This window comes from Streptomyces sp. NPDC054794 (assembly GCF_053611585.1).
In genome coordinates this window covers 20,130-42,124 of the sequence record NZ_JBSHAQ010000043.1, presented here as the reverse complement: position 1 = coordinate 42,124, position 21,995 = coordinate 20,130, and the positions used below count along the sequence as shown (strand labels likewise).

The window sequence follows — 21,995 nt, the reverse complement described above, 5'->3', positions numbered from 1 at the left end:
CGGGTCAGACGGTGTACTTCTCGTGGTCGACGGCACGCTCCCATACAGCCTCGAAGGCATCGGAGCAGAGCTTGACCACGGCGGGGTCCTCACTGAATTCCTTGGGCGGATCCGCCCAATCACCGTCCCCGGTGAAGATGTTGAACTGCACCAGGCGGTCGTCGAAGAGCCAGAAGTCGGCTCCCGGCAGGGCAATGTCCACGGCCCGCCGGCGGGGCAGCCAACGCACCAGCTCACCCGCCTCGACGTTCAGCGGGGTGGCGGCGTGCTCCCAGCGGATGTAGTCCGTGACGGGCTCGGACACGATCCGGGCCCGGCGCATCACCACGCCTCGGCCGACAGCTTCCCGTACGGTGCCCAGCCATCCGGGCCACCACCGTGCCGTCGGGTCGAGATCGACGTGGCCGGTGCGCTTGAACTGCTCGAACTCCTCGGCCTCGTCACCGACTCCGTACGCGTCGCGCATCTCCAGATGCACCGCGCTGCGGCGCGTACCGGCCAGCAGCTCAGCGAAGCTCGGCACGCCGTTCTGCGACATCGCACGCCTCCCTCAGAATCGGCACCAGGCGGGCGGGGATGCGGATCACCGTCTCGTGGGCGGGGATTCCCATCGCGTGACCGGCGACCCACTCCGTACCGCTGACCAGTGCCTCCAGCGCTTCCTCGGCCTTGATGCCCTGGAGGACCAGGTCTGCCGTCTCCTCTTCCACCCACACCGTCGGCGACCCTTCGCCCCCGGTGTTGGGGTCGATCCCGATGAACTGTAGGTCCACGATGCCCTCCCGGATCAAGCGGGTTGCGTGTTCTTGCGTGCGACGTTTCCGAAGGGTTCGGGGGGCGTCAAGGGCGCGGGGCGAGTTCGAGGCGACGTTGGCTTGAAGCCGCCGACTCGCCGTCGCGAAGCCGCGGGGTGCGGGACGCACCCCGCCCGACGGCTACCGGCTCGGTCGGGGCTGCCGTTGGGGAGGCAACGTAGTGGCCGCTGGAGGCTGATCGTTTCGGGTCGGCTGGGCCGGGATCGAGCCCGCCATGGTCGACTGCATGCGGGCGGCCTCGGCAAGTCGGTTGCGTGCCGGGTTCCGGCCGGTGTGCTGGATGCGAGTGATCAGCACGCGGGCGGGTTGGCGGGCGGTGGTCAACTCTCGCTGGGCGGCAGCTTCCGTGAGGAGCTGGTGAGGCTGGTGGCCACGGGCTTCGGCGTCAGCGAGGACGGTGGCGAGCGCCGGCCAGGCCGGGTCAGTGAGGATGCGCTCGGCGTGGTCGGGGACGGCCGCCCGTACGTCATTCGCGAGAACGCTGCGGGCTTGATCCCTTGGTGGGCGGGCTGTGAGTTCGGCGAGCGTCGGTGCGAGTGCGCGGTCGGCGGCCGTCTGAAGGTGCTGAACGGCCTGGCCGGCGGCGTCGGCCTGGTGGGCGTGGTGCTTCGCTTCGTGCCAGCGCCCGGCGACGATGGTCGCCCAGACGAGGGCGGCGACCAGGGCTGCCAGTGCGCTGCCGTCGGGGCCGGTGGCGGTGTGGACGATGTCGCGCGCCGCGCTGCGCAGTACGTGGGCTGCGCGGTCTTCGGCGCGGATCTGGGAGCGCTGGGCTCGGGCGAACGCCTTGGAGGCTGCCTGGAGTTCGACGCGCAAAGTGTCCGGGGCTTTCTGCGCGGTGGCTTCCAGTAGTTCGCCGAGGGCAGTGATGTGGGCTTGGGCGTGGGTGTCGTCTGCGAGGTCGGCGTGGAGGGCGTCGAGAGCATCGGTGGCCTGATGCCAGGGGGTACTAGGGCTGTTGCGGCGGGCGGTGGGGTGCTCTGCAGGCTGGCTGGATTCGAGGCGAGCCTTGATCTTGGGCAGGGAGAGGTCGGGAGCGATCTTGCTTCCGGGGTGGAAGATCTGCTCACCGGCCTCGTTGACGTCGCCGGGGCGGCCGACGGCGTAGCCGAGGAGGTCGCCCGACGGGCCGCGCCGGGCCTGGACCTCGACGCCGCTGGCTTCGAGGTAGGCGATGAATTCCTCGGCGTTGGTCGCGTGCGGGATGGCGGCGCGGATGCGGTCCTGGAGCCACTCGGGGCTGGGCTGGTCCCAGCCGAGGCGTTCGGCCTTGTGCATCTCGGCCTGGGTGGGGCGGCGGGTGCCGGTGCGGTCGCCCTTCTTCAACTGCCTGAGCCCATAGTCCTTTTCGATCTCGCGGCAGGTGTCGCCGACGCGGATGCCGCTGTCGTGGAGTTTGGGGCGGCGGCCGTCCTCGCGGACGGTGGTGGCGAGGATGTGGATGTGGTCGTCGGCGTGGCGTACGGCGATCCAGCGGCAGGCCAGGTCGTCACCAGCGGGGGCGATGCCAGCGGCCTGGACGATGCGCTGGGCTATCTCGCCCCACTCGGTGTCGGAGAGGTAGCGGTCCTCGGGCGCTGCGCGCAAGGGGCAGTGCCACACGTGGTCGGTGACCTTCTGCCCAAACTCGCTGTTGCGCAGCCGTACGGGCTCGTCGAGGTAGCGGGCGAGTTCGGTGAGGGTGGCGTTCTCGTGGCGGCCGGGGTCGGGCATGCCGAGCATGGCGAACCCCGCCACGATGTGCGGGTCGAGGTGCTCGTCGTGGTCGCCGGGGCCGTAGAGGTAGGCGAGCAGGCCGCGGGTGTTGGATCCGGCCCGTTTGATGGCGGCGATCACGCGGACACCTCCTCTTCTTCTTCCCGTTCGGCCAGCTCGGCGGGCTGGCTCAGGGCCTCGGCGATCAGCTCCAGCAGGTCGTGGAGTTCGGTCAGGCGCTGACGGAGGTCAGTTGGCGTGCGGTCGCTGTTGAGGGCGCGGGCGATCTGGTTGACGTTCACGCCGATCCGGTTGAGTTGGCGCAGGGCCTGGGCGCGGAAGTGGTGGGTGAGGCGGCGGTCCTCGGACAGCGGCAGGTTGGCGGTGAACCGGCCGGTGACAAAGGCAAGGACGACGTCGGCGGCGAACCCGGACTCGCCCTTGTAACCATGCTGGGCGGTGGCGTCCCGGAGCAGGGCAAGCTGATCGGCAGTGAAGCGCAGCGGGCCGACGCGCTCGTCGCGTTTGGTACCGGTGAAGCGGCGGATGGTGGGTTGCACGCTCTTCACGGCAGGCTCACCGCCGACACTCTCAGCGGTGTCGGCGGCGGAGGCGGGGCGCAGGATCTCGCGCTGGACGGCGTGCAGCTTGTCCGGGTCGGGGCCGCCCTCGGCCCCGAACCCCTGGTCCTGCGCCCCCTGGCGCTGGGCCTCCTCCGCCACCCCCGGGGCGGAGACCCCCGAAGTCCGGCCGTGAGTCGGACTCGGGGTACTACTGGCTCCGCCCGGGGCAGCCCGTTCGAAGGCGCGGCGCCAACGATCCAGCAGCGTAGGGGGCTTCGCCAGCGGGAGCGGCTCGTCGGAGGTGTTCTCGGGGTGGAGCGGGTCGTGCGTCATGGACGGTTCTCCGGAGAGGGGTGGAGAGGGCATGCGGGTCACGGCGGAGATCAGATGGAGTTCGGACGGCTGCCGCCTCATCCACAGCTGTGGACGATCGCGGGTTACGCGGGGCGGTGACGGGCGGGCCGGGTGACCGGAAGGGTTCCTGTCACCCGGCAGCGGTTGCGGTCAGCCGCCGACCCGATCGGTCTCGGCTGGGGCTTCGAGTTCGGCTCGGAGGACGTCCATCACCTCGGTCAGCCGCTTGCTGCCGACCGTCAGCCCTTTGTCCTCAACTGCCGTCCGGACAACGGCCCGGGTGAGCTTGCCCTGCTCAGCGGCAGCAGCCCGGCCGATCTCCACGAGTACCTCAAGCGGGGCGCCGGGCGGACGGCCACCGCGCGGCTTGCCCCCCGCAGCGTCGGCGGGCGATTCCGGCGGCTGGACGGATTCGGCGGCCGGTAGCTCCGTAGCCCAGGCGGGCTCGATGAGCAGCTCGGCGGGCCGGATGTGCTCGACCGGAGCCTCGGCAGACTGGCTGGCTGCGGTGGCCGACGGCTTCGCGGGGTGGACGGATGTGATGGCCGGTGGTTGCGGCACCTGCACGGAATCGGGGGCCGGATGACTGGCAGCAGGCCGTGCGACGAGTTCGTGGATCTGCCGCATCAGCACGCCGAAGGCCACCATCGCGGCGGCTGGGGGAACCGCGGCGACCACGTAGTCAAGCAACGGCACGCTGCCGACTTCGCGCGTGCCGGTCACCCCGGCCACATTGAGCCCGATGGAGCCGACCGATCCGATGGCGGTGACGCCGATGGCCCACAGGTCGGTGACGCGGCGCAGGGCTGCACGGAGCATGAGCAGCTCGCCCGCGACGATGAACGCATCCAGCGTCGCAGGCCAGGCCCAGCGGCGGGTCGGCGCGTCACGGAGTCCGTGCTGGGCGGCGACCTCGGCCAGGTGTGCGTAGGAGAGCCAGAACGCACCGGCGGTCAGGGCCACGATGACGATGCCGGCCGTGCGGAGCACGTACTGCTCAGCCGTCAGCTTCGCCTTCGCCGGCTGCTCCAGACCTGGCCGGTCGTCCAGGGACAGGCGGTCTCGGCGACGAGACACGAGAGGGATCCTCAAGCGGGGTACTCCTGGGGTAGTGGTGTGGTGCGTCTTAGGCGTCTTGGCCGTTGCAAGCGCAGGTCACAGCAGGTACGGCAACCGCCTCAGCCCTCCGTCCTGGCGGGCGCTACCGACGTCTTGTTCCGAGTCGGAACAAGACGTCGGTGCGTCAAGACGGTGGCGTTGTGTCTCCCGTCTCGACGGACAGGGCTGTGACCTGCGCTGATACGGCAGGACGGCGGGGTACGGCACAAGACGGATCGGGACCGCGTCTTGGGCAGGCAACGCGCCGGTCATGATCGCGTTGCCGTCTTGGCCCCGGTTGCCGTCTTGGCTGCATGCCGTTTGACCTGCGAGATCACGGCAGGGACGGCAAGTACGGCAACCAGGGGCGCGGGGCTCAGCCCTCGCTGAAGCCGGAGCCGGGGTCGGCGTCGACGGGGTGGACGGCGGGGCAGTACCGGCGCCAGGCGTCGAGGAACTTGTGGCGCATGTAGCCCTTGCGCTGGGTCCGGTCGGCCATGCGGACGTTGCCGGGCCGGATGTCGAACTCGCGGAGCATCCTGCTCAGTTCACGGGCGGTCAGCCCGCCGCGTCCCGACTCGCCCCATGGGGCCTCGGGGCCCTGGCGCAGGTGGTGCAGGAGTTCCTCGGTGGACAGGCTGTCCGCCTCGCGCTGGGCGTAGAAGACCCGGCGGATGTCGGCGAGGATCCGCGCGCCGCTGGGGTGGTCCTCCTCGGCCGCCGCTTCGGCGGCGACCATCCGCGCACACGCCACCCGCGCCAGCCGGGGCCAGTGCCAACCGGCCAGGTCGGCGACGATCACCAGGGGCTCCCAGGTGTCGGCTGCGCGGTCCTCGACCGGCATGTCCGGCTCCAGGTTCGCGGCCTCGTCCAGCAGCGGCTTGGCCCACGCGGCGATGCGGTCGCGCAGATCATGCAGGGCCGGGATGTCGCGGCGAGAGCGGAAGGGCTTGACCTTCTCGCCCTCGGCCCGGCGCCGCATCCGAATCACCACCGCCCGGTCCATGACCGTGTCGGGCAGGTCACCGATCCCCGCGATGGCCGCCATGGCGAAGGTCGCGGACCGGTGTGGGGTGTGGTCGTTGCCGACGACCCGGGTGACGTACCGGTTGCGCTGATGGCCGGCGTTGAGCAGGCCGCGCATCTCCTCGTTCTTCTCCGCCATCTTCGGGGTGCCGAAGATGGTGTCGGCCTCGTCCACCAGGAGTGTGGGCGGGTTCTCCTCGGTGATCGAGCGGAAGATGGCCGCCGGTGTGGTGTTGATGGTGAGCATCGGCTCGTGGACCGTCTCGGTCAGCACGTCCAGCAGCCGCGACTTGCCGCACCGCTTCGCCGGCCCGACCACCGCCAGACGCGGCGCATGCTGCCACGCGGGCTGCAAGTGCGTCGCCGCCACCCATAGCGTCACAGCGTCCAGCGCCTCCGACGAGGGCAGGATCACGAACTGGGCTATCTGCGCACGCAGTTCGTCCAGCAGCTTCGAGCCGAGGGTCGGCTCCGCATCGGGTATCTCCTCCAACCCGCTCGGCGCATCGGCCGCATCGGCACTGCGGACGGGCGCCTCGTCGCTCAGATCCGGATCGGCGCCGTCAGCCTGTGCAGTGCGCAGGTGGGCGCCGGGCTGGCCGGGGATGGCAGGTGTGGGCCAAGTTGCCTTGGCGGGAGCGGAATAGGACTCGGGGTTCTCGGGTTGCACTCGGCGGCTCCTCGTCTGGCGGTGGCGGGCTGGCATGCCCGTGCCGCCGGGTCGGTTCGCATCGGATTGGTGGGGAGTCATCGGGCCTCCGGCGTTGCACCGCCGGGGGCTCTCCCTCCTCTCGCGGGCGTTCGGACACCGCGAGGGAACACGGACAGTACGTCCACGCCCCACCACAGTCCAGCGTTTCTGTGTCAGTTCAGCGCAGAAGCGTTTGCTACGGACGTGCCCTCTCACGCCGCCAGGCCCAACAGGGTCAACAGGTCGGCGGTCACCACCCGGTAGGCGTTGCCCAGTCGCAGCACCTTGCACGGGTACTGGCCACGCTTCGCCAGCTCGTACCCCTTGCTCCGGCCGAGCCCCAGAGCCCGGTTGCCCGTGTCCAGGTCGACCGCCATGGGCAGCGCGAGCAGTTCCTCCCGGCTCATCCCCTTCGAGTCCTTCGCCTGCCCGGCCGTCGTGTCTTCGCGCATGCAGTGCGCCCCTTTCGATGCAGCCCTCGGCGAACGTGACGATCACGCCCGGCTCCAGGCCACTAAATCCAGGATGGCGAAGCTAATGTGTCTTCATGACACAACATGATTCCGATGCTGGATACGACGACGAGGACGAGGACGACGTCCCCGAGTGGGCCGATCACGTCATGGCCACCGTGGCCGCTGAAGTCCGGCGCCGAAGGAAGGAGTTGCGCATGAGCGCCCAGGAACTCGCCGACCGCTGCGAGGAGATCGGCCACCCGATCCCCCGCAATGTCATCGCCAACATGGAATCCGGCCGCCGCGCCAACCTGCCCCTGGTCGACGTCATGGTCCTGGCCAGGGCACTGCACACGAACCCGATCTGCCTCATCTACCCGATCGGCTACATCGCCGAGGTCCAGCGGCTCCCGTACGAGGACCGCACTGCTCCGTGGGAGGCCATGTGCTGGTTCACCGCCCAGGACGGAGGCTCCCTGGCCGACCGCGACATGCTCCGCTACCAGCGCGAGCACATCCAGGCCCTGAGCGAGGCGCACGCCGCGATGGCCAGCGAGAGCTACGCGCAGTACGCCGTCCAGCACGCAACCAGCGCCACAGAACAGGCAGAGGCCCTGCGCGAACAGGCCGCCTGCCTGGAGCGCATCGACAAGGCCAAGCAACGCCTACGCGTAGCCCGCTCCTTCATCCGCCGTGACCGCGGCCTGCTCCCCTACCTGCCACCCGAATTCGCCGACGTCGACCCAGGTCAACCCGAAGCCGACACCCCGGAGGAAAATCTTTGAAGGGCTCCACCTACCGCCGCTGCTCCTGCCGCGACCCGAAGACCGGCAAGGAACTCGGCACTTCCTGCCCGAAGCGCAACAGCAGGAACCACTGCACATACTCCATACGCCAAGAGCTGCCGCCCCGCGAGGACGGCAGTCGTAGGTCCTTCGCTCGTGGTGGCTACGACAACCGCAAGGCCGCCCAGGCCGACCTCGACCACGTCCGCGCCCTCCTTGGCCTGGCCGAGTCGGACGATCCCGAGGGCACGGAACTGATCGCCGCCATGCTGACGGAAGTCAGCAGCGAGAAGACTCCCCTGCCCGACGTCGAGGAGACCCGCCGGCGCCTCAACGCCGGCCAGGACCTCATCGGCAGCCTGACCGTGAGCGAGTGGCTTGACCGGTGGTTGGCGGGCAAGCGCATACGCAAGTCGGGCCTGAGCCGCTACGAGACCGACATCCGTGTGCACCTCAAGCCGTACATTGGCGCCCGACGCCTCGACCGACTCCGCGTCAGCCACCTCAGCGAGATGTTCACCGCCATCCGCGACGCCAACGCCCAGATCCTGGAGGACAACGCCCAACGGCGTGCCGCGATCAACGAGTTGGCGACCGTGCCGTGGAAGGGCGCGGAGAACCGCGCCCGGCGCAAGGCGATGAAGGCCGCGATCGATGAGATGCCGGCCTTCCGCCGTATCACCGGCCCGGCCACGCGACTGCACGTCAAGGCCACGCTCCGCGCGGCCCTGAATGACGCGATCGGGCAGCAGATCATCACGTTCAATCCAGCGGCTCATGTCGAGAGCGATCCGGTACGCAAGCCGAAGGCGCTGGTGTGGACGGACGAGCGGGTCGCCAAGTGGGAGCAGACAGGCGAGAAGCCGTCGCCCGTGATGGTCTGGACGCCCCAACAGACCGGCGCCTTCCTCGACTTCGTCGCCGAGGACCGGCTGTACGCGATGTGGCACCTGATCGCCTTCCGCGGTCTGCGACGGGGCGAGGCGTGCGGGCAGCCGTGGTCGGAGACGAACCTCGACACCCACTCCCTCACGGTCTCCGCGCAGCTCGTGCAGGACGGCTGGGAGGTCGAGGCATCCGATCCCAAGACCGACAGCGGATACCGCGTGGTCGCGCTCGACGACGACACCGTCAACGTCCTGAAGCGGCACCGCGAGCGGCAGGACGCGGACCGCGTGAAGTGGGACACGGCCTGGGTCGAGACCGGCCACGTCTTCACCCAGGAAGACGGCTCCTGGCTCCACCCCGGCAAGGTGACCGACCTCTTCGAGCGACTCGTCGCCGCGTCCGGCCTCCCGCCGATCCGGCTTCACGACCTGCGCCACGGAGCTGCCACCCTCATGCTCGCGGCCGACATCGACATCAAGATCGTGTCGGACACCCTCGGGCACAGCGACACCCGCGTCACGCGGGACATCTACCAGAGCGTCCTGCCCCAGGTCGGCAAGAACGCCGCCGAGGCCACCGCCAAGCTGGTCCCGCTTCAGCGCAAGGTCGAGGCAGAGAAAGCGGCCCGCAAGGCTGCGAAGAAGGCCGGAACCAAGAAGAACGGCAAGGGCAACGACAAGGCGAAAGCCCAGGCCAAGGCGAAGAAGAAGGCCAAGCGCCGGAAGCCCGAGAAGTAGGTCCGGCGCCGCTCCGCTCACGCATCGCTCACGCAAGCCATCCCACGGCACTCCGGCCGTGTGACGAGCCATGCCCCGGGCAATAGAAAACCCCAGGTCAGCGACTATCTGACCTGGGGTTTGGTGGAGCCGCCTTCGGGATTCGAACCCGAGACCTACGCATTACGAGTGCGTTGCTCTGGCCATCTGAGCTAAGGCGGCGCGCTGTCCGCACTATGGTGCGATCAGCAACGTCGGTAAGTCTACACAGTTTCCGTGGTTGCTCTGACCACGCCCCGGGAGCATGGCCCCCGGGGCGGGTGACAGGGCTATGAGCAGCGCTTTCCCCGGGCAGGAGGGGTGCCGCGGAGGAGGTAGGTGTCGATCGCGGAGTCGATGCAGGAGCTGCCGCGGCCGTAGGCGGTGTGGCCGTCGCCGACGTAGGTGAGCAGGCGCCCCGAGGCCAGCTGGCGGGAGAGGGACCGGGCCCAGGGGTACGGGGTCGCCGGGTCACGGGTGGTGCCGACGACCACGATCGGGGCCGCGCCCCTGGCCTCGATGCGGTGCGGTGAACCGGTGGGCTTCACCGGCCAGTACGTGCAGTTCAGGGAGGCCCAGGCGAGGCCGTCGCCGAACACGGGCGACGCCTTCTCGAACGAGCGCAGGGACCTCTTCACCTGGTCCTGGCCGGTGAAGGCCGCGGGCAGGTCCAGGCAGTTCACGGCGGCGTTGGCGAACATCAGGTTCGTGTAGCGGCCCTTGCTGTCGCGCTCGTAGTAGCTGTCGGAGAGCGCCAGCAGTCCGGCACCGTCGTTGTGCTTCATCGCCGCGGTCAGCGCCTCGCGCAGCTGCGGCCACTGCGACTCGTCGTACATCGCCGCGATCACCCCGGTGGTGGCGAGGGCCTCGCCGAGCTTGCGGCCGTCGGCGTCGCCGGTGGGGATGGGGTGGGCGTCGAGCTTGCGGAAGAAGGCCTTGAGGTTGGCGCCGACCTTCGCGGGCGTGGTGCCCTTGCCGCCGAGCGGGCAGTCGCTGTGCCGTACGCAGTCCTTCGCGAAGGCCTGGAACGCCGTCTCGAAGCCCGCCGTCTGTTGCAGGTTCAGGTCGCGCGCGGACAGGGAGGGGTCGAGCGCGCCATCCAGCACCAGCCGCCCCACCCGCTTGGGGAACAGGCCGGCGTACGTCGCTCCGAGGAACGTCCCGTACGACGCCCCCACGTAGTTCAGCTTCGGGTCGCCGAGCACCGCCCGCAGGATGTCCATGTCCCGGGCCGCCTCGACGGTGGAGACGTGCCGGAGCAGTCGCGCGGAGTGGGCCCCGCAGCCCTCCGCGAACTTCTTGTACTGCCCGACCAGCGCGTTCGCCTCCTTCTGGTCGTCGGGCGTGACATCGGTCTCCGTGTACGTGTCCATCTGCCGGCCGTCGAGGCACTTGATGGGCTCGCTGCGGGCGACACCACGCGGGTCCATCGCGACCATGTCGTAGCGGGCGCGGACCCCGGCGGGGTAGCCGATGCCGGCGTACTGCTGGAGGTAGGCGATGGCCGAACCGCCCGGCCCGCCCGGGTTGACCATGAGCGAACCGAGCGGCTTCGCCTTGCCGGTGGCCCGCTTGCGGGCGACGGCGAGCCGGATGTCGCCGGCGGAGGGCTTGTCGTAGTCCAGCGGGGCCTTCAGGGTCGCGCACTCGAAGCCGGAGGCACCGCAGCTGCGCCAGGTGAGCTTCTGCCCGTAGTACGGCGACAGCGCGGACGGCGTCGCACGGGGCAGCGCGGCCAGCGCCGCATCCGCCGCGTTGCCGGTGGACGTGGTCGAGCTTCCGGAGGAGCAGCCGGACACGAGCAGGGCGGCGGCCGCGAGGAGGCCGACCGTGGCGCGGGACGCGGCCCGGGTCCGGCGGGGAGTTCGCCTGGTGTGCATCCAGCGAGCGTAACGTTGCGCGACGGCCCGAGTGCCGTGCGTGCGTGTCGCGGCTCGTACGGATGACCTGGTCAACCCGGGTGATCGGTTCACCCCGCCGAGGTCATTCCGGTTCATCGGCTTCATCGGCTTGAGCCCCGGGCGGTCTCAGCCCGCCCGCAATGCCATGGTCATCGCCTCCACCGCGAGCAGTGGGGCCACATTGCGGTCGAGGGCCCCGCGGCAGGCGGAGATCGCCTCGATACGGCGGAGCGTGGACTCGGGCGAGCTGCCCCGGGCCAGCCGGTCCAGGGCGTCCTCGGCGTCCGCGTTGGCGATGGCCACCCGGGAGCCGAGCTGGAGGGCGAGGACGTCGCGGTAGAACGCGGTGAGGTCGGTCAGCGCGAGGTCGAGGCTGTCGCGCTGCGTACGCGTCCTACGCCGCTTCTGCATGTCCTCCAGGTCCTTCATCACACCCGCCGTGCCGCGCGGCATCCGGCCGCCCTGGGCCGCGCCCAGCGCCGCCTTCAGCTCCTCGGTCTCCTTGCCGTCCATCTCCTCGGCGAGCTGCTTGGCGTCCTCCGCGGCCGCGTCGACCAGCTCCTGGGCGGCTCGGAGCGCGCCGCCGACCTCGTCCACCCGCAGCGGCAGCTTGAGCACGGCGCCACGGCGCTCGCGGGCGGCCGGGTCGGTGGCCAGGCGGCGGGCCCGGTCGACATGTCCCTGGGTGGCGCGGGCGGCGGCGAGGGCGACATCGGGCTCGATGCCGTCACGCCGTACGAGCATGTCCGCGACGGCGTCGACCGAGGGGGTGCGCAGGTTCAGGTGGCGGCAGCGGGAACGGATGGTGGGCAGCACGTCCTCCAGCGAGGGGGCGCACAGCAGCCAGACCGTCCGCGGGGCGGGCTCCTCGACGGCCTTGAGGACGGCGTTGGCGGACTTCTCGTTCAGCCGCTCGGCGTCCTCGACGAGGATGATCTGCCAGCGGCCGTTCGCCGGGGACGTGAACGACTTGCGGACGGTGTCCCGCATGTCCTTGACGAGGATCTCGGCACCGACCGCGACGACCGTGGTGACATCCGCGTGGGTGCCGACCAGGGCCGTGTGGCAGCCGTCACAGAAGCCGCAGCCGGGGGATCCGCCAAGGGCGCGGTCCGGGCTCACGCACTGCAGGGCCGCGGCGAAGGCGCGCGCCGCCCGGTTCCGGCCCGCGCCGGGCGGGCCCGTGAGCAGCCACGCGTGCGTCATCTTCGACGCCTCGGGCGGCGGAGTGCCGGCGGCGGCCGCGGTGACAAGCGCGTCGGCGTCCCGAGCGGCCGCGTCGAGCAGCTCGCTCACCTTCTCCTGCCCGACGAGGTCGTCCCACACGCTCACGGGTCACGCCGCCCTTCCGTCACACTCCACGTCCCGGTTCCATTGTGGGGGCGGCCACTGACAACCGGGTTCACGGGCGTCCGGCCCCGAGGGGCCGAAGATCCCGTCAGCCCCGCCGGCCGCGCCCGCGGCCCCGGCCCTGGTCCTCGTCGTCGTACGACCCGAGCAGCTCGTCCGCCAGCGTCGGCAGATCGTCCAGCGGCGTCTCCTCGGCCCAGTCGGACCTGGCCCTGCGCACGGGAGTGCCGTCGGCGTCGAGCTGGGGCAGCTCGCGCGTACGGTCCTCGGGGACCTCGGGCTCGGCGGCCGGCCGCTCGTCCCGGAAGAAGCCCTGCGGCACCCGGCCCGCCGGATCCCCACCACGCACGGGAGGCAGTACGGCCGTCTCGTCGGCGGCACCCGGAACCACCGGGGGCAGTACGGTCGTCTCGTCGGCCGCTCCCGGAACCACCGGAGGCAGCACCGCCGTCTCGTCCGCGGCCCCCGGTACCGGCGGCTGCGGGAGTTCGGCCGTCACCTCGGACTCGGACTGCCGGGAGGAACGGCCGGCGCCCCGCCCGGCGTTCTTGCCGTTCTCAGTGCTCGCAGTGTTCGCAGTGCTCTCTGTGGGCTCCTGCGTCCGCACCGGCCGCAGCACCGCCGTCTCGTCCGCCTCCAACTTCACCACCGGCGTCGGCACGGTCGCGGCCTCCGCCGGGGCGGGCGGGGCCGCGGGAGCCGGCGGCGGTGTCATGGGCTGCTGCGCGGCCGCATCGGCCGCGGTGGCCGCCGCGGCGGCCTGGCGCCGGGCCTCCTCGGCCCGCAGCAGCGCCTCCTCGGCCTTCCGCTGCTTCTCCAGGCGCCGCTCCTCGGCCTCGGCCCGCAGCCGGGCCTCCTCCTCGGCCTGCCTGCGCCGCCGTTCCTCCTCGGCCTTGCGCCGGGCCTCTTCCTCGGCGCGGACCTTCTCCTCGGCCAGGAGCCGCAGCCGCTCCTCCTCGGCGCGCCGGCGCGCTTCCTCGGCCCGCTGCCGGGCCTCCTCCGCCTGCCGCTCGGCCTCGCGCCGCTGCGCCTCCTCCAGCTCGCGCCGCTTGCGCTCCTCCTCCTCGGCGCGCAGCTTGGCGAGCTGCTCCTGGCGCTCGCGCTCCAGGCGCTCCTCCTCGGCCTTGCGCGCGGCCTCTTCCTCGGCCTTGCGGCGGGCCTCCTCCTCGGCGGCCTTGCGGGCCTCCTCGGCGGCCTTCACCTCGGCCTCGGACAGCGGCAGCACGGTGTCGAGCCGGTGCCGGATCACGGTGGTGACGGCCTCCGGCTCCTGGCCGGCGTCCACGACCAGGTAACGGCCGGGGTCGGAGGCGGCGAGGGTGAGGAAGCCGGCCCGCACGCGCGCGTGGAACTCCGCGGGCTCCGACTCCAGCCGGTCCGGGGCCTCGGTGAAGCGCTCGCGGGCGGTCTCCGGCGGCACGTCCAGCAGGACGGTGAGGTGCGGGACGAGCCCGTTGGTCGCCCAGCGGTTGATACGGGCGATCTCGGTCGGGGACAGATCGCGTCCGGCGCCCTGGTAGGCGACCGAGGAGTCGATGTAGCGGTCGGAGATGACCACGGCCCCCCGCTCCAGCGCGGGCCGTACGACCGTGTCGACGTGCTCGGCGCGGTCCGCCGCGTACAGCAGCGCCTCCGCGCGGTGCGAGAGCCCCGCGGACGAGACGTCCAGCAGGATCGAGCGCAGCCGCTTGCCCACGGGGGTCGCCCCCGGCTCGCGGGTGAGCACGACCTCGTGGCCCTTGGCCCGGATCCACTCGGCGAGGGCCTCGGCCTGGGTGGACTTGCCGGCGCCGTCGCCGCCCTCCAGGGCGATGAAGAAGCCGTTCTCGGTGGGTGCCTGTGCCGGGTCGTCGCCGCCGAGCAGCGCGTCCCGCAGGTCGTGCCGCAGCGGCACGCCGGAGCGGTCGTCGACCTTGGCCAGCACCAGCGCGGCCACCGGCAGCAGCAGCGCGCCGACCAGCATCAGGGTGAACGCGGCGCCGCCGTGCGCGAACACGAACCGGCCGTTCTCCAGCCGGTGCGGGCCGATGAGCGCGGCCACCAGGGGCGCGATCAGCGCGCCGAGCGCGACGAAGACGCGGACGACCGCGTGCAGGTGCTCGGTCGTGCGCGGGCGGCGGTAGTCCTCGGTCTCCTGGTCGAGCAGCGCGTGCCCGGTGTTGGCGGCCACGCCCGCGCCGACCCCGGCCAGGGCGACGATCAGCAGCACGCTGGTGACGTCCGGGACGAGCCCGGCGGCCAGGAGCGCGATACCGGTGAAGGCGATCGCCAGCGCCAGCAGCCGACGGCGCGAGAGGGACGGCAGCACGGCGGGGGCCGTACGGATGCCGACGACGACTCCGCCGGTCAGCGCGAGCACCAGCAGGCCGTACAGCACGGGGCCGCCGCCCAGGTCCTTGGCGTGCAGCACCGACACGGCGACGGCGGCGGAGATCGCCCCGGCGACGGAGGCGCAGGCCAGGACGAGCAGCGCGATGGCCCCCGTACGGCCCTTGTCGACGGCCGTGCCCGTCTTGGGGCGGCGCAGGCCCTCCAGCGGGGACCGCGGGCGCGGGGTGCGGGTGTCGGGCAGCTCCAGGGCGGTCAGCACGGACAGGGACGCGGCGAACAGACCGGCCGCGACGTACGACCCGAGGGCCGCCTGGTGCTGGGCGAACCAGTCGCTCGCGGTGCCGAGCAGATTGTTGATCAGCGAGGCGACGACCAGGGCGGCGGCCGCGAGGGGCACGGCCAGGAAGCCCGTGCGCAGCGACAGTCGGCGCAGCGCGTCCATATGGTCCGGCAGGGGCCGCACCGTGGCGCCCTCCGGGGGCGGGGCGGGCAGCAGCGCGGGGGCCGCGCTCTCCCGGCACACCGACCAGAAGCGCTCGGCGATACCGACGACGAAGGCGGTCACCAGGAGGACGGTCGGCGCGTTGTCCGGCGTCCAGTCGATCCACAGGGGCGCGATGATCAGCAGCGCGGCGCGCAGGCCGTCCGCGCCGGCCATGGTCCAGCGGCGGTCGAGCGGACCGTCCTGGGCGGTGAGCGAGGTGAGCGGGCCGAGCAGTATGGCCCCGAAGAGCAGCGTGGCCACTACGCGGGCGCCGAAGACGGTCGCCACCGCGAACGCCACGCCGCGGTAGCCGCCGCCGAAGGAGCCCTCGACGATCGCTGCCTGGAGGGTGAGGAGGACCAGCACCAGCAGCGCGAGGGCGTCTCCCACGCCGCTCACGAGCTGCGCGCTCCACAGCCGTTTGAGCTGCGGGTGGCGCAGCAGGGCACGGACGGCCCGCTCGCGGGAGTCCGCGACGAGGGTGTCGTCCGCTGGTGTGGGGTGGGCCGTTGGCTGCTCGGCTCGCGTCATGCTTTCAGCCTATCGGCAGTGGCTGACAGCCAACCCCGACCGTCCGAACGTGCGCACGCCCCGACACCAAAGTGATGCCGGGGCGTTCGTTTCGCGAAGCCGATGTGAAGAACCGGTCGGTCGGAACAGGGGTCAGTCCTCCGTGGCGGCCTTCGAGGCCGTCGCCTTCTTGGCGGTCGTCTTCTTGGCCGCCGTCTTGGCCGCGGTCTTCTTGGCCGTCGTCGTCTTGGCGGCGGTCTTCTTCGCGGCCGTCGCCTTCTTCGCCGGGGCCTTCTTGGCGGGTGCCTTCTTCGCCGTCTTCTTGGCGGGCCCCTTGGCACGCTTCTCGGCGAGCAGCTCGAAGCCCCGCTCCGGGGTGATCGTCTCCACGCTGTCGCCGGAGCGCAGGGTCGCGTTGGTCTCGCCGTCGGTGACGTACGGACCGAAGCGGCCGTCCTTCACCACGACGGGCTTCCCGCTGACCGGGTCCTCGCCCAGTTCCTTCAGCGGCGGCTTGGCGGCGGCCCGGCCACGCTGCTTGGGCTGGGCGTAGATCGCCTGCGCCTCCTCCAGCGTGATCGTGAAGAGCTGGTCCTCGGTCTGCAGGGACCGCGAGTCCGTGCCCTTCTTCAGGTACGGGCCGTAGCGGCCGTTTTGCGCGGTGATCTCCACGCCGTCCGCGTCGGTGCCGACGACACGCGGCAGCGACATCAGCCGGAGCGCGTCCTCCAGGGTCACCGTGTCCAGCGACATCGACTTGAACAGCGAGGCCGTGCGCGGCTTGACCGCGTTCTTGCCGGTCTTCGGGGTGCCCTCGGGGAGGATCTCGGTGACGTACGGGCCGTAGCGGCCGTCCTTGGCGACGATCTGGTGGCCCGTCTGCGGGTCGTTGCCCAGCTCGAAGTCGCCGCTCGGTTTGGCGAGCAGTTCCTCGGCGAGCTCGACGGACAGCTCGTCCGGAGCGAGGTCGTCGGGGATGTCCGCGCGCTGGTGCTGCTCGGTGTCCTTCTCGCCGCGCTCGATGTACGGGCCGTAGCGGCCGACCCGCAGCACGATGTCGTTGCCCACGGGGAACGACGACACCTCGCGCGCGTCGATCGCGCCCAGGTCGGTCACCAGCTCCTTGAGGCCACCGAGGTGGTCCCCGTCGCCGTTGCCGGCCTCGGCGGCGCCGCCCGCACCGGTGCCCTCACCGAAGTAGAAGCGCTTCAGCCACGGCACCGCCTGGGCCTCGCCGCGGGCGATGCGGTCGAGGTCGTCCTCCATCTTGGCGGTGAAGTCGTAGTCGACGAGCCGCCCGAAGTGCTTCTCCAGGAGGTTGACCACGGCGAAGGACAGGAAGGACGGCACCAGAGCCGTGCCCTTCTTGAAGACGTAGCCGCGGTCGAGGATCGTGCCGATGATCGACGCGTACGTCGACGGGCGGCCGATCTCGCGCTCTTCGAGCTCCTTGACCAGGCTGGCCTCGGTGTAGCGGGCCGGGGGCTTGGTGGCGTGCCCGTCGACCGTGATCTCCTCGGCGCTGAGCGCGTCGCCCTCGCCGACCTGCGGCAACCGGCGCTCGCGGTCGTCGAGCTCGGCGTTCGGGTCGTCGGCGCCCTCGACGTAGGCCTTCAGGAAGCCGTGGAAGGTGATCGTCTTGCCGGACGCGCTGAACTCGACGTCGCGGCCGTCGGCGGCGGCGCCACCGATCTTCACGGTCACGCTGTTGCCGATCGCGTCCTTCATCTGGGAGGCGACCGTCCGCTTCCAGATCAGCTCGTAGAGCCTGAACTGGTCACCGGTCAGGCCGGTCTCCGCCGGGGTGCGGAAACGATCACCCGAGGGGCGGATCGCCTCGTGCGCCTCCTGGGCGTTCTTGACCTTCCCGGCGTACGTGCGCGGCTGCGGCGGCAGGTAGTCGGCGCCGTACAGCTGTGTGACCTGGGCGCGGGCGGCCGCGACGGCGGTGTCGCTCAGCGTCGTGGAGTCCGTACGCATGTACGTGATGTAGCCGTTCTCGTACAACTTCTGCGCGACCTGCATCGTGGCCTTCGCGCCGAAGCCGAGCTTGCGGCTGGCCTCCTGCTGCAGCGTCGTCGTACGGAACGGGGCGTACGGCGAGCGCCGGTACGGCTTCGACTCGACGGACCGCACGGAGAACCGGGTGTTCTCCAGGGCGGCGGCGAGGGCACGGGCGTTCGCCTCGTCGAGGTGCAGGGTGTTCGCGGTCTTGAGCTGCCCGAGCGAGTCGAAGTCACGGCCCTGGGCGACGCGCCTACCGTCGACGGACTGGAGACGGGCGACCAGGGTCGACGGGTCGCTCGGGTCGCCGGCGCGGCCGGTCCCGAAGGTGCCCGTCAGGTCCCAGTACTCGGCGGAACGGAAGGCGATGCGCTCGCGCTCCCGCTCCACCACGAGCCGGGTCGCGACCGACTGGACACGGCCGGCCGACAGGCGGGGCATGACCTTCTTCCACAGGACCGGCGAGACCTCGTAGCCGTAGAGGCGGTCGAGGATGCGGCGGGTCTCCTGGGCGTCGACCATGCGCTGGTTCAGGTCGCGCGGGTTGGCCACGGCCTCGCGGATCGCGTCCTTGGTGATCTCGTGGAACACCATGCGCTTGACCGGGACCTTGGGCTTGAGGACCTCCAGGAGGTGCCACGCGATGGCCTCGCCCTCGCGGTCCTCATCGGTGGCGAGGAAGAGCTCGTCGGAGTCCTTCAGCAGGTCCTTGAGCTTCTTGACCTGGGCCTTCTTGTCGGCGTTGACGACATAGATCGGCTCGAAGTCGTGTTCGACGTCCACACCGAGGCGGCGGACCTCGCCGGTGTACTTCTCGGGCACCTCGGCGGCACCGTTGGGAAGGTCGCGGATGTGCCCGACGCTCGCTTCGACTACGTAGCCGGGGCCCAGGTAGCCCTTGATCGTCTTCGCCTTGGCAGGCGACTCGACGATGACGAGTCGGCGGCCGCCCTGTGCGGTCTCGCTGGTCGGGGACAACTTCGCTCTTCTCTCCGGTCGACGCTGGGGCCTCCCGGGCCTGTGTCCCGGGGTCGCATAGGTGACGCTGCGGAGTGTGACGGTACATCCCGCCCCCGTGTCAAACGGGAAAAGCCCGCAACGGCCACTCGAACGGTAACCCGACTACCGCCATTCCTGCCGCCCGGAATACCCGGCGACCCTTCCGGCCCTGTCCGGAGGGTGACGCTCCTGTTACGCATACGACAGCACGCCCACCGCCCTCAGAGGCGGGTGAGGACCCACCCTCCGAGGCCCAGCGCGACCACCGCGGCGAGGCCCGCGAGGGTGGCCGACGCGATCTGGTTCACACCTTGGGCGACGGGTTCGCGCCGTCGGACGCGGACCCCGGTCCACACCAGCAGTGCGGCTCCGAACAGGGAGAACACCGCTCCCGCGAAGATCGCCGGTCCGCTCTCCATCGCTCCCGTGCCCCTTTTCCACTGTCCCGCGAGTGCCCAGCGGCCGGAGACTGACACGCGCGGGCGGCGGGCGGGCGAACCCGAGGTGAACGCGAGGCCGACAACCCTTCGCACATCCGCACGAAAACTCCCGAGCCGGGCGGACCGCCGGTAATTTTCCGGCCGTTTTCCCGCCGACGGCGCGTCCTGATCGATTCTCCCGCGCCACCGGGCCCGACACGCCGGGAACCAGGACCGCGCCGCGGGGCCGATGCGACGCGGGTCACCCGACCGGTGTGGGGTACGGCACGGTCGGGGCCGTGGGCCGCACGGGCGGGAAGCCGCGTGCCGCGCCCCGGCCATGCGCGGGTCGCCGCAGGAGCACCCGGCCCGGCGAGCGCGTGCCGCGCGGCCCAGCCGTCCCGACCCCGCCGTCCCGGGTCGGCGCCCGGCCGGCTCAGCCGGCCGGTTCCAGGAAGCCCTGCTCGACCAGCAGGCGGATCTGCGCGGGGGTGCGGTCGCGCAGCACCACCGGGTCCTCGCCCATCAGCTGGGCGATGGCGTCCAGGATGCGGCCCGCGCTCAGCGTGCCGTCGCACACGCCCGCGAAGCCGGCGCCGACCGTGTCCACCCGGGTGGCGCGGCGCATGCCTCGGTTCTGACGCAGCACCACATGCTCGGGGTCCTCGGCGCCGGGCAGCCCGACCTGCTCCTGGACCACCTCGGCGACAAGCCTGAAGTGCCCTTCGAGCAGGGCCGCGTCGTCGTGCTCGCGGAGGTAGTCGAGGCGGGCGAAGTGCGCCCGGACCGTCTCACCGAGCGGCTGTTCGATCGGGTGCGGCCACTCCTCCACGACGACGGAGGGCACCGCGGCCGAGGTCTTGCGCAGCGTGATCCAACCGAAGCCCACCGCCTTGACCTTGCGCGCCTCGAACTCGTCGAGCCAAGCGTCGTACCGCGCCTGGTACTCGGCCTGGTCGCCGCGGTGGTCGCCCGCGTCCCTCAGCCACAGCTCGGCGTACTGCGTGACGTCCTGCACCTCGCGCTGCACGATCCAGGCGTCGCACCCGCGAGGCACCCACGACCTGATCCTGTCCTGCCAGTCCTCCCCTTCCACGTGCTGCCAGTTGGCGAGGAACTGCGCGAACCCGCCCTCGTTCAGGCGGTCGCCCGCTCCTTGAACGAGCGAGCGGCACAGATCGTCCCCGCCCATCCCACCGTCGCGGTAGGTCAGCCGGGCACCGGGCGAGATCACGAACGGCGGGTTGGAGACGATCAGGTCGTACGTCTCCCCCTCCTTGACCGGCTCGAACAGCGAGCCCTCGCGCAGATCGGCCGCGGGCGCGCCGGACAGGGCGAGGGTGAGCGCGGTGATGTGCAGGGCACGGGGGTTGAGGTCGGTCGCCGTCACGCGCGTGGCGTGCTGGGCGGCGTGCAGCGCCTGGATCCCGGAGCCGGTGCCGAGGTCGAGCGCGGCGGCGACGGGCGTGCGCACGGTGATGCCCGCGAGCGTGGTGGACGCCCCGCCCACCCCGAGGACGACGCCCTCGTCGCGGTTGCCGATCCCGCCCGCGCCGCCGACGGCGCACCCGAGGTCGGACACGATGAACCAGTCCTCGCCGTCCGGCCCGCCGTACGGCCGTACGTCCACGGTGGCGGCCACGTCGTCCTGGGCGCCCGCACCAGTGCGCACCAGCCAGCCGCTCTCCAGGCACGCGTCGACGGGCAGCACGTCCGCCACGCGCGCGTGCGGCACGGGCTGCTGGAGCAGGAACAGCCGCACCAGCGTCTCCAGCGGCGTGTCCCCGCGGGTCGCCCGGAGCGCGGGCACGGTCTCGCTGCGGGCCAGCGCCGCGTACGCGGGCGCGCCGAGCAGGTCGAGCAGCCCGTCGGCGGTGAAGGAGGCGCCGAGCAGGGCCTCGCGGAGCCGGGCTGCGACGTCGGGGCGGTCGGCGGACGGCAGGGGGGACTGGGTGGCGTTACTCACGTTCCCCATTGTGTCCGCTCGGACCGACATCGCACGTACCCGAACGCCCCGCGCGCGGGCTCAGCCCGACGTCGCCGGGGCCGACGCCGACGAGGAGGCCGACTTGCAGCTCGCCTGCTTGGCCATCGCCTGGCCGACCTCGCCCTCCTCCAGGTTCTTGAGGGCGTCGTTCCCGGTCTGGCTCAGCTTGTCCAGCTGGGTCGCGATGTCCTTGAGACCGTCGGCGAACTTCGCCTGGTCCTTGGTGTCGAGCTCGTCGACCTGCTTCTTCAGGCCGGCGTACTGCGTCGCGATGCCGTCGAGCTCCTTGACGGCGTCCTTCTGCTTCTTCGCGCCGTTGTCGACGTTGGGCGCGCCGGCCGTGTTCACGGCCGCACCGATCGCCTTGTACGCGTCGGACATGTCCTGGAACGCCTTCGCGTCGGTCTTCTGGACGTCCGCCGGAGCGCTGTTGTCCGACGTCTCCTTCTGGATCGCGGTGTTGGCGGCCTCGATCTTCTTGGCCTGCGGCTGCACGGCGTCGCACACCTGCTTGGCCCAGGCGTCGAGCTTGTCGTTGTTGTCGCTTCCGCTGCCGCTGCTGCATCCCGTCAGCGTCACCACGAGTACCGCACCGCCGGACAGTGCGGCCGCGAGCTTCTTGTTCACCGGATCGGTCCCTTCAACGGCTCTCGGCCCCCGGACCCTACACGCCGGATGGGCCACAGCCACATGTCGAACATCCTTTAAGATAACTTTTAGGACCATTTGCACCAAGCGAGAGAAGGCTCACGGCGACGGCGTGCGCACACCGAGAACGGCGTACGCACGCCCGGAACGGCGTGCGCACACACGGAGCGGGGGGGGGGGGGGGGGCGGCGCCACCCCCCGCCCCCCCCCCGGGGGGGCCGCGGGAGGTAGGCGAAC

Annotated in this window: 16 protein-coding genes and 1 tRNA gene; 2 read left to right on the top strand and 15 right to left on the bottom strand. The window is 71.3% G+C overall.

Annotation, left to right across the window (positions count from 1 at the left end):
- Positions 1-4 precede the first annotated feature (4 nt).
- From ACWGKT_RS34765 to ACWGKT_RS34735, 7 genes are all read right to left on the bottom strand, one after another.
- Positions 5-538: a DUF6879 family protein gene (locus ACWGKT_RS34765; protein WP_453276786.1), complete on the bottom strand. Its 534-nt coding sequence runs from the start codon at positions 536-538 to the stop codon at positions 5-7.
- Positions 507-773: a hypothetical protein gene (locus ACWGKT_RS34760; protein WP_453276785.1), complete on the bottom strand. Its 267-nt coding sequence runs from the start codon at positions 771-773 to the stop codon at positions 507-509. Before ACWGKT_RS34760 ends, ACWGKT_RS34765 begins: the two co-directional genes overlap by 32 nt.
- Before the next feature lie 162 nt (positions 774-935).
- Positions 936-2,651: a relaxase/mobilization nuclease domain-containing protein gene (locus tag ACWGKT_RS34755; RefSeq protein WP_453276784.1), complete on the bottom strand. Its 1,716-nt coding sequence runs from the start codon at positions 2,649-2,651 to the stop codon at positions 936-938.
- A complete protein-coding gene (locus ACWGKT_RS34750; RefSeq protein WP_453276783.1) occupies positions 2,648-3,406 on the bottom strand; it encodes a MobC family plasmid mobilization relaxosome protein in 759 nt (252 codons plus the stop codon). The genes ACWGKT_RS34755 and ACWGKT_RS34750 overlap by 4 nt, the downstream gene beginning before the upstream one ends.
- Before the next feature lie 171 nt (positions 3,407-3,577).
- Positions 3,578-4,417 (bottom strand): DUF2637 domain-containing protein, encoded by an 840-nt coding sequence (locus ACWGKT_RS34745; protein ID WP_453276782.1) that lies wholly within the window; start codon positions 4,415-4,417, stop codon positions 3,578-3,580.
- Between the two features lie 484 nt (positions 4,418-4,901).
- On the bottom strand, positions 4,902-6,221 hold the full coding sequence (locus tag ACWGKT_RS34740; protein WP_453276781.1) for a DUF3631 domain-containing protein: 1,320 nt from the start codon (positions 6,219-6,221) through the stop codon (positions 4,902-4,904).
- Positions 6,222-6,454: 233 nt separating this feature from the next.
- Positions 6,455-6,694, bottom strand: coding sequence for a hypothetical protein (locus tag ACWGKT_RS34735; protein ID WP_453276780.1), 240 nt, complete (start codon positions 6,692-6,694; stop codon positions 6,455-6,457).
- 95 nt (positions 6,695-6,789) lie between these two features.
- Here ACWGKT_RS34735 and ACWGKT_RS34730 point away from each other — a divergent pair, with 95 nt between their 5' ends.
- Both ACWGKT_RS34730 and ACWGKT_RS34725 read left to right on the top strand, forming a co-directional pair.
- Positions 6,790-7,482 carry a helix-turn-helix domain-containing protein gene (locus ACWGKT_RS34730; protein ID WP_453276779.1) on the top strand — a complete coding sequence of 231 codons (693 nt, stop codon included), beginning with the start codon at positions 6,790-6,792 and terminating at the stop codon, positions 7,480-7,482.
- Positions 7,479-9,107, top strand: a complete 1,629-nt coding sequence (locus ACWGKT_RS34725) for a tyrosine-type recombinase/integrase (RefSeq protein ID WP_453276778.1) — start codon at positions 7,479-7,481, stop codon at positions 9,105-9,107. The genes ACWGKT_RS34730 and ACWGKT_RS34725 overlap by 4 nt, the downstream gene beginning before the upstream one ends.
- 124 nt (positions 9,108-9,231) lie before the next feature.
- On the opposite strand, the gene ACWGKT_RS34720 is transcribed toward ACWGKT_RS34725, so the two are convergent.
- The 8 genes from ACWGKT_RS34720 to ACWGKT_RS34685 all read right to left on the bottom strand — a co-directional run bounded on the left by ACWGKT_RS34720 (position 9,232) and on the right by ACWGKT_RS34685 (position 21,737).
- A tRNA-Thr gene (locus ACWGKT_RS34720) sits at positions 9,232-9,308 on the bottom strand.
- Positions 9,309-9,415: 107 nt separating this feature from the next.
- Entirely contained in the window at positions 9,416-11,005 is a 1,590-nt protein-coding gene (locus tag ACWGKT_RS34715) for an alpha/beta hydrolase (protein WP_453276777.1), read from the bottom strand.
- A 147-nt stretch (positions 11,006-11,152) separates the two neighbouring features.
- The gene (locus ACWGKT_RS34710; RefSeq protein ID WP_453276776.1) at positions 11,153-12,358 is read right to left on the bottom strand and encodes a DNA polymerase III subunit delta'; all 1,206 of its coding nucleotides are present in this window, start codon (positions 12,356-12,358) and stop codon (positions 11,153-11,155) included.
- Positions 12,359-12,464: 106 nt separating this feature from the next.
- The gene (tmk, locus tag ACWGKT_RS34705; protein ID WP_453276775.1) at positions 12,465-15,722 is read right to left on the bottom strand and encodes a dTMP kinase; all 3,258 of its coding nucleotides are present in this window, start codon (positions 15,720-15,722) and stop codon (positions 12,465-12,467) included.
- Positions 15,723-15,854: 132 nt separating this feature from the next.
- Positions 15,855-18,683 (bottom strand): type I DNA topoisomerase, encoded by a 2,829-nt coding sequence (gene topA / locus ACWGKT_RS34700; protein ID WP_453276774.1) that lies wholly within the window; start codon positions 18,681-18,683, stop codon positions 15,855-15,857.
- A gap of 242 nt (positions 18,684-18,925) precedes the next feature.
- Entirely contained in the window at positions 18,926-19,123 is a 198-nt protein-coding gene (locus ACWGKT_RS34695; RefSeq protein WP_453276773.1) for a hypothetical protein, read from the bottom strand.
- A 436-nt stretch (positions 19,124-19,559) separates the two neighbouring features.
- Positions 19,560-21,098, bottom strand: a complete 1,539-nt coding sequence (locus tag ACWGKT_RS34690; RefSeq protein ID WP_453276772.1) for a DUF7059 domain-containing protein — start codon at positions 21,096-21,098, stop codon at positions 19,560-19,562.
- A 51-nt stretch (positions 21,099-21,149) separates the two neighbouring features.
- A complete protein-coding gene (locus ACWGKT_RS34685; RefSeq protein ID WP_453276771.1) occupies positions 21,150-21,737 on the bottom strand; it encodes a small secreted protein in 588 nt (195 codons plus the stop codon).
- Positions 21,738-21,995: the final 258 nt, after the last annotated feature.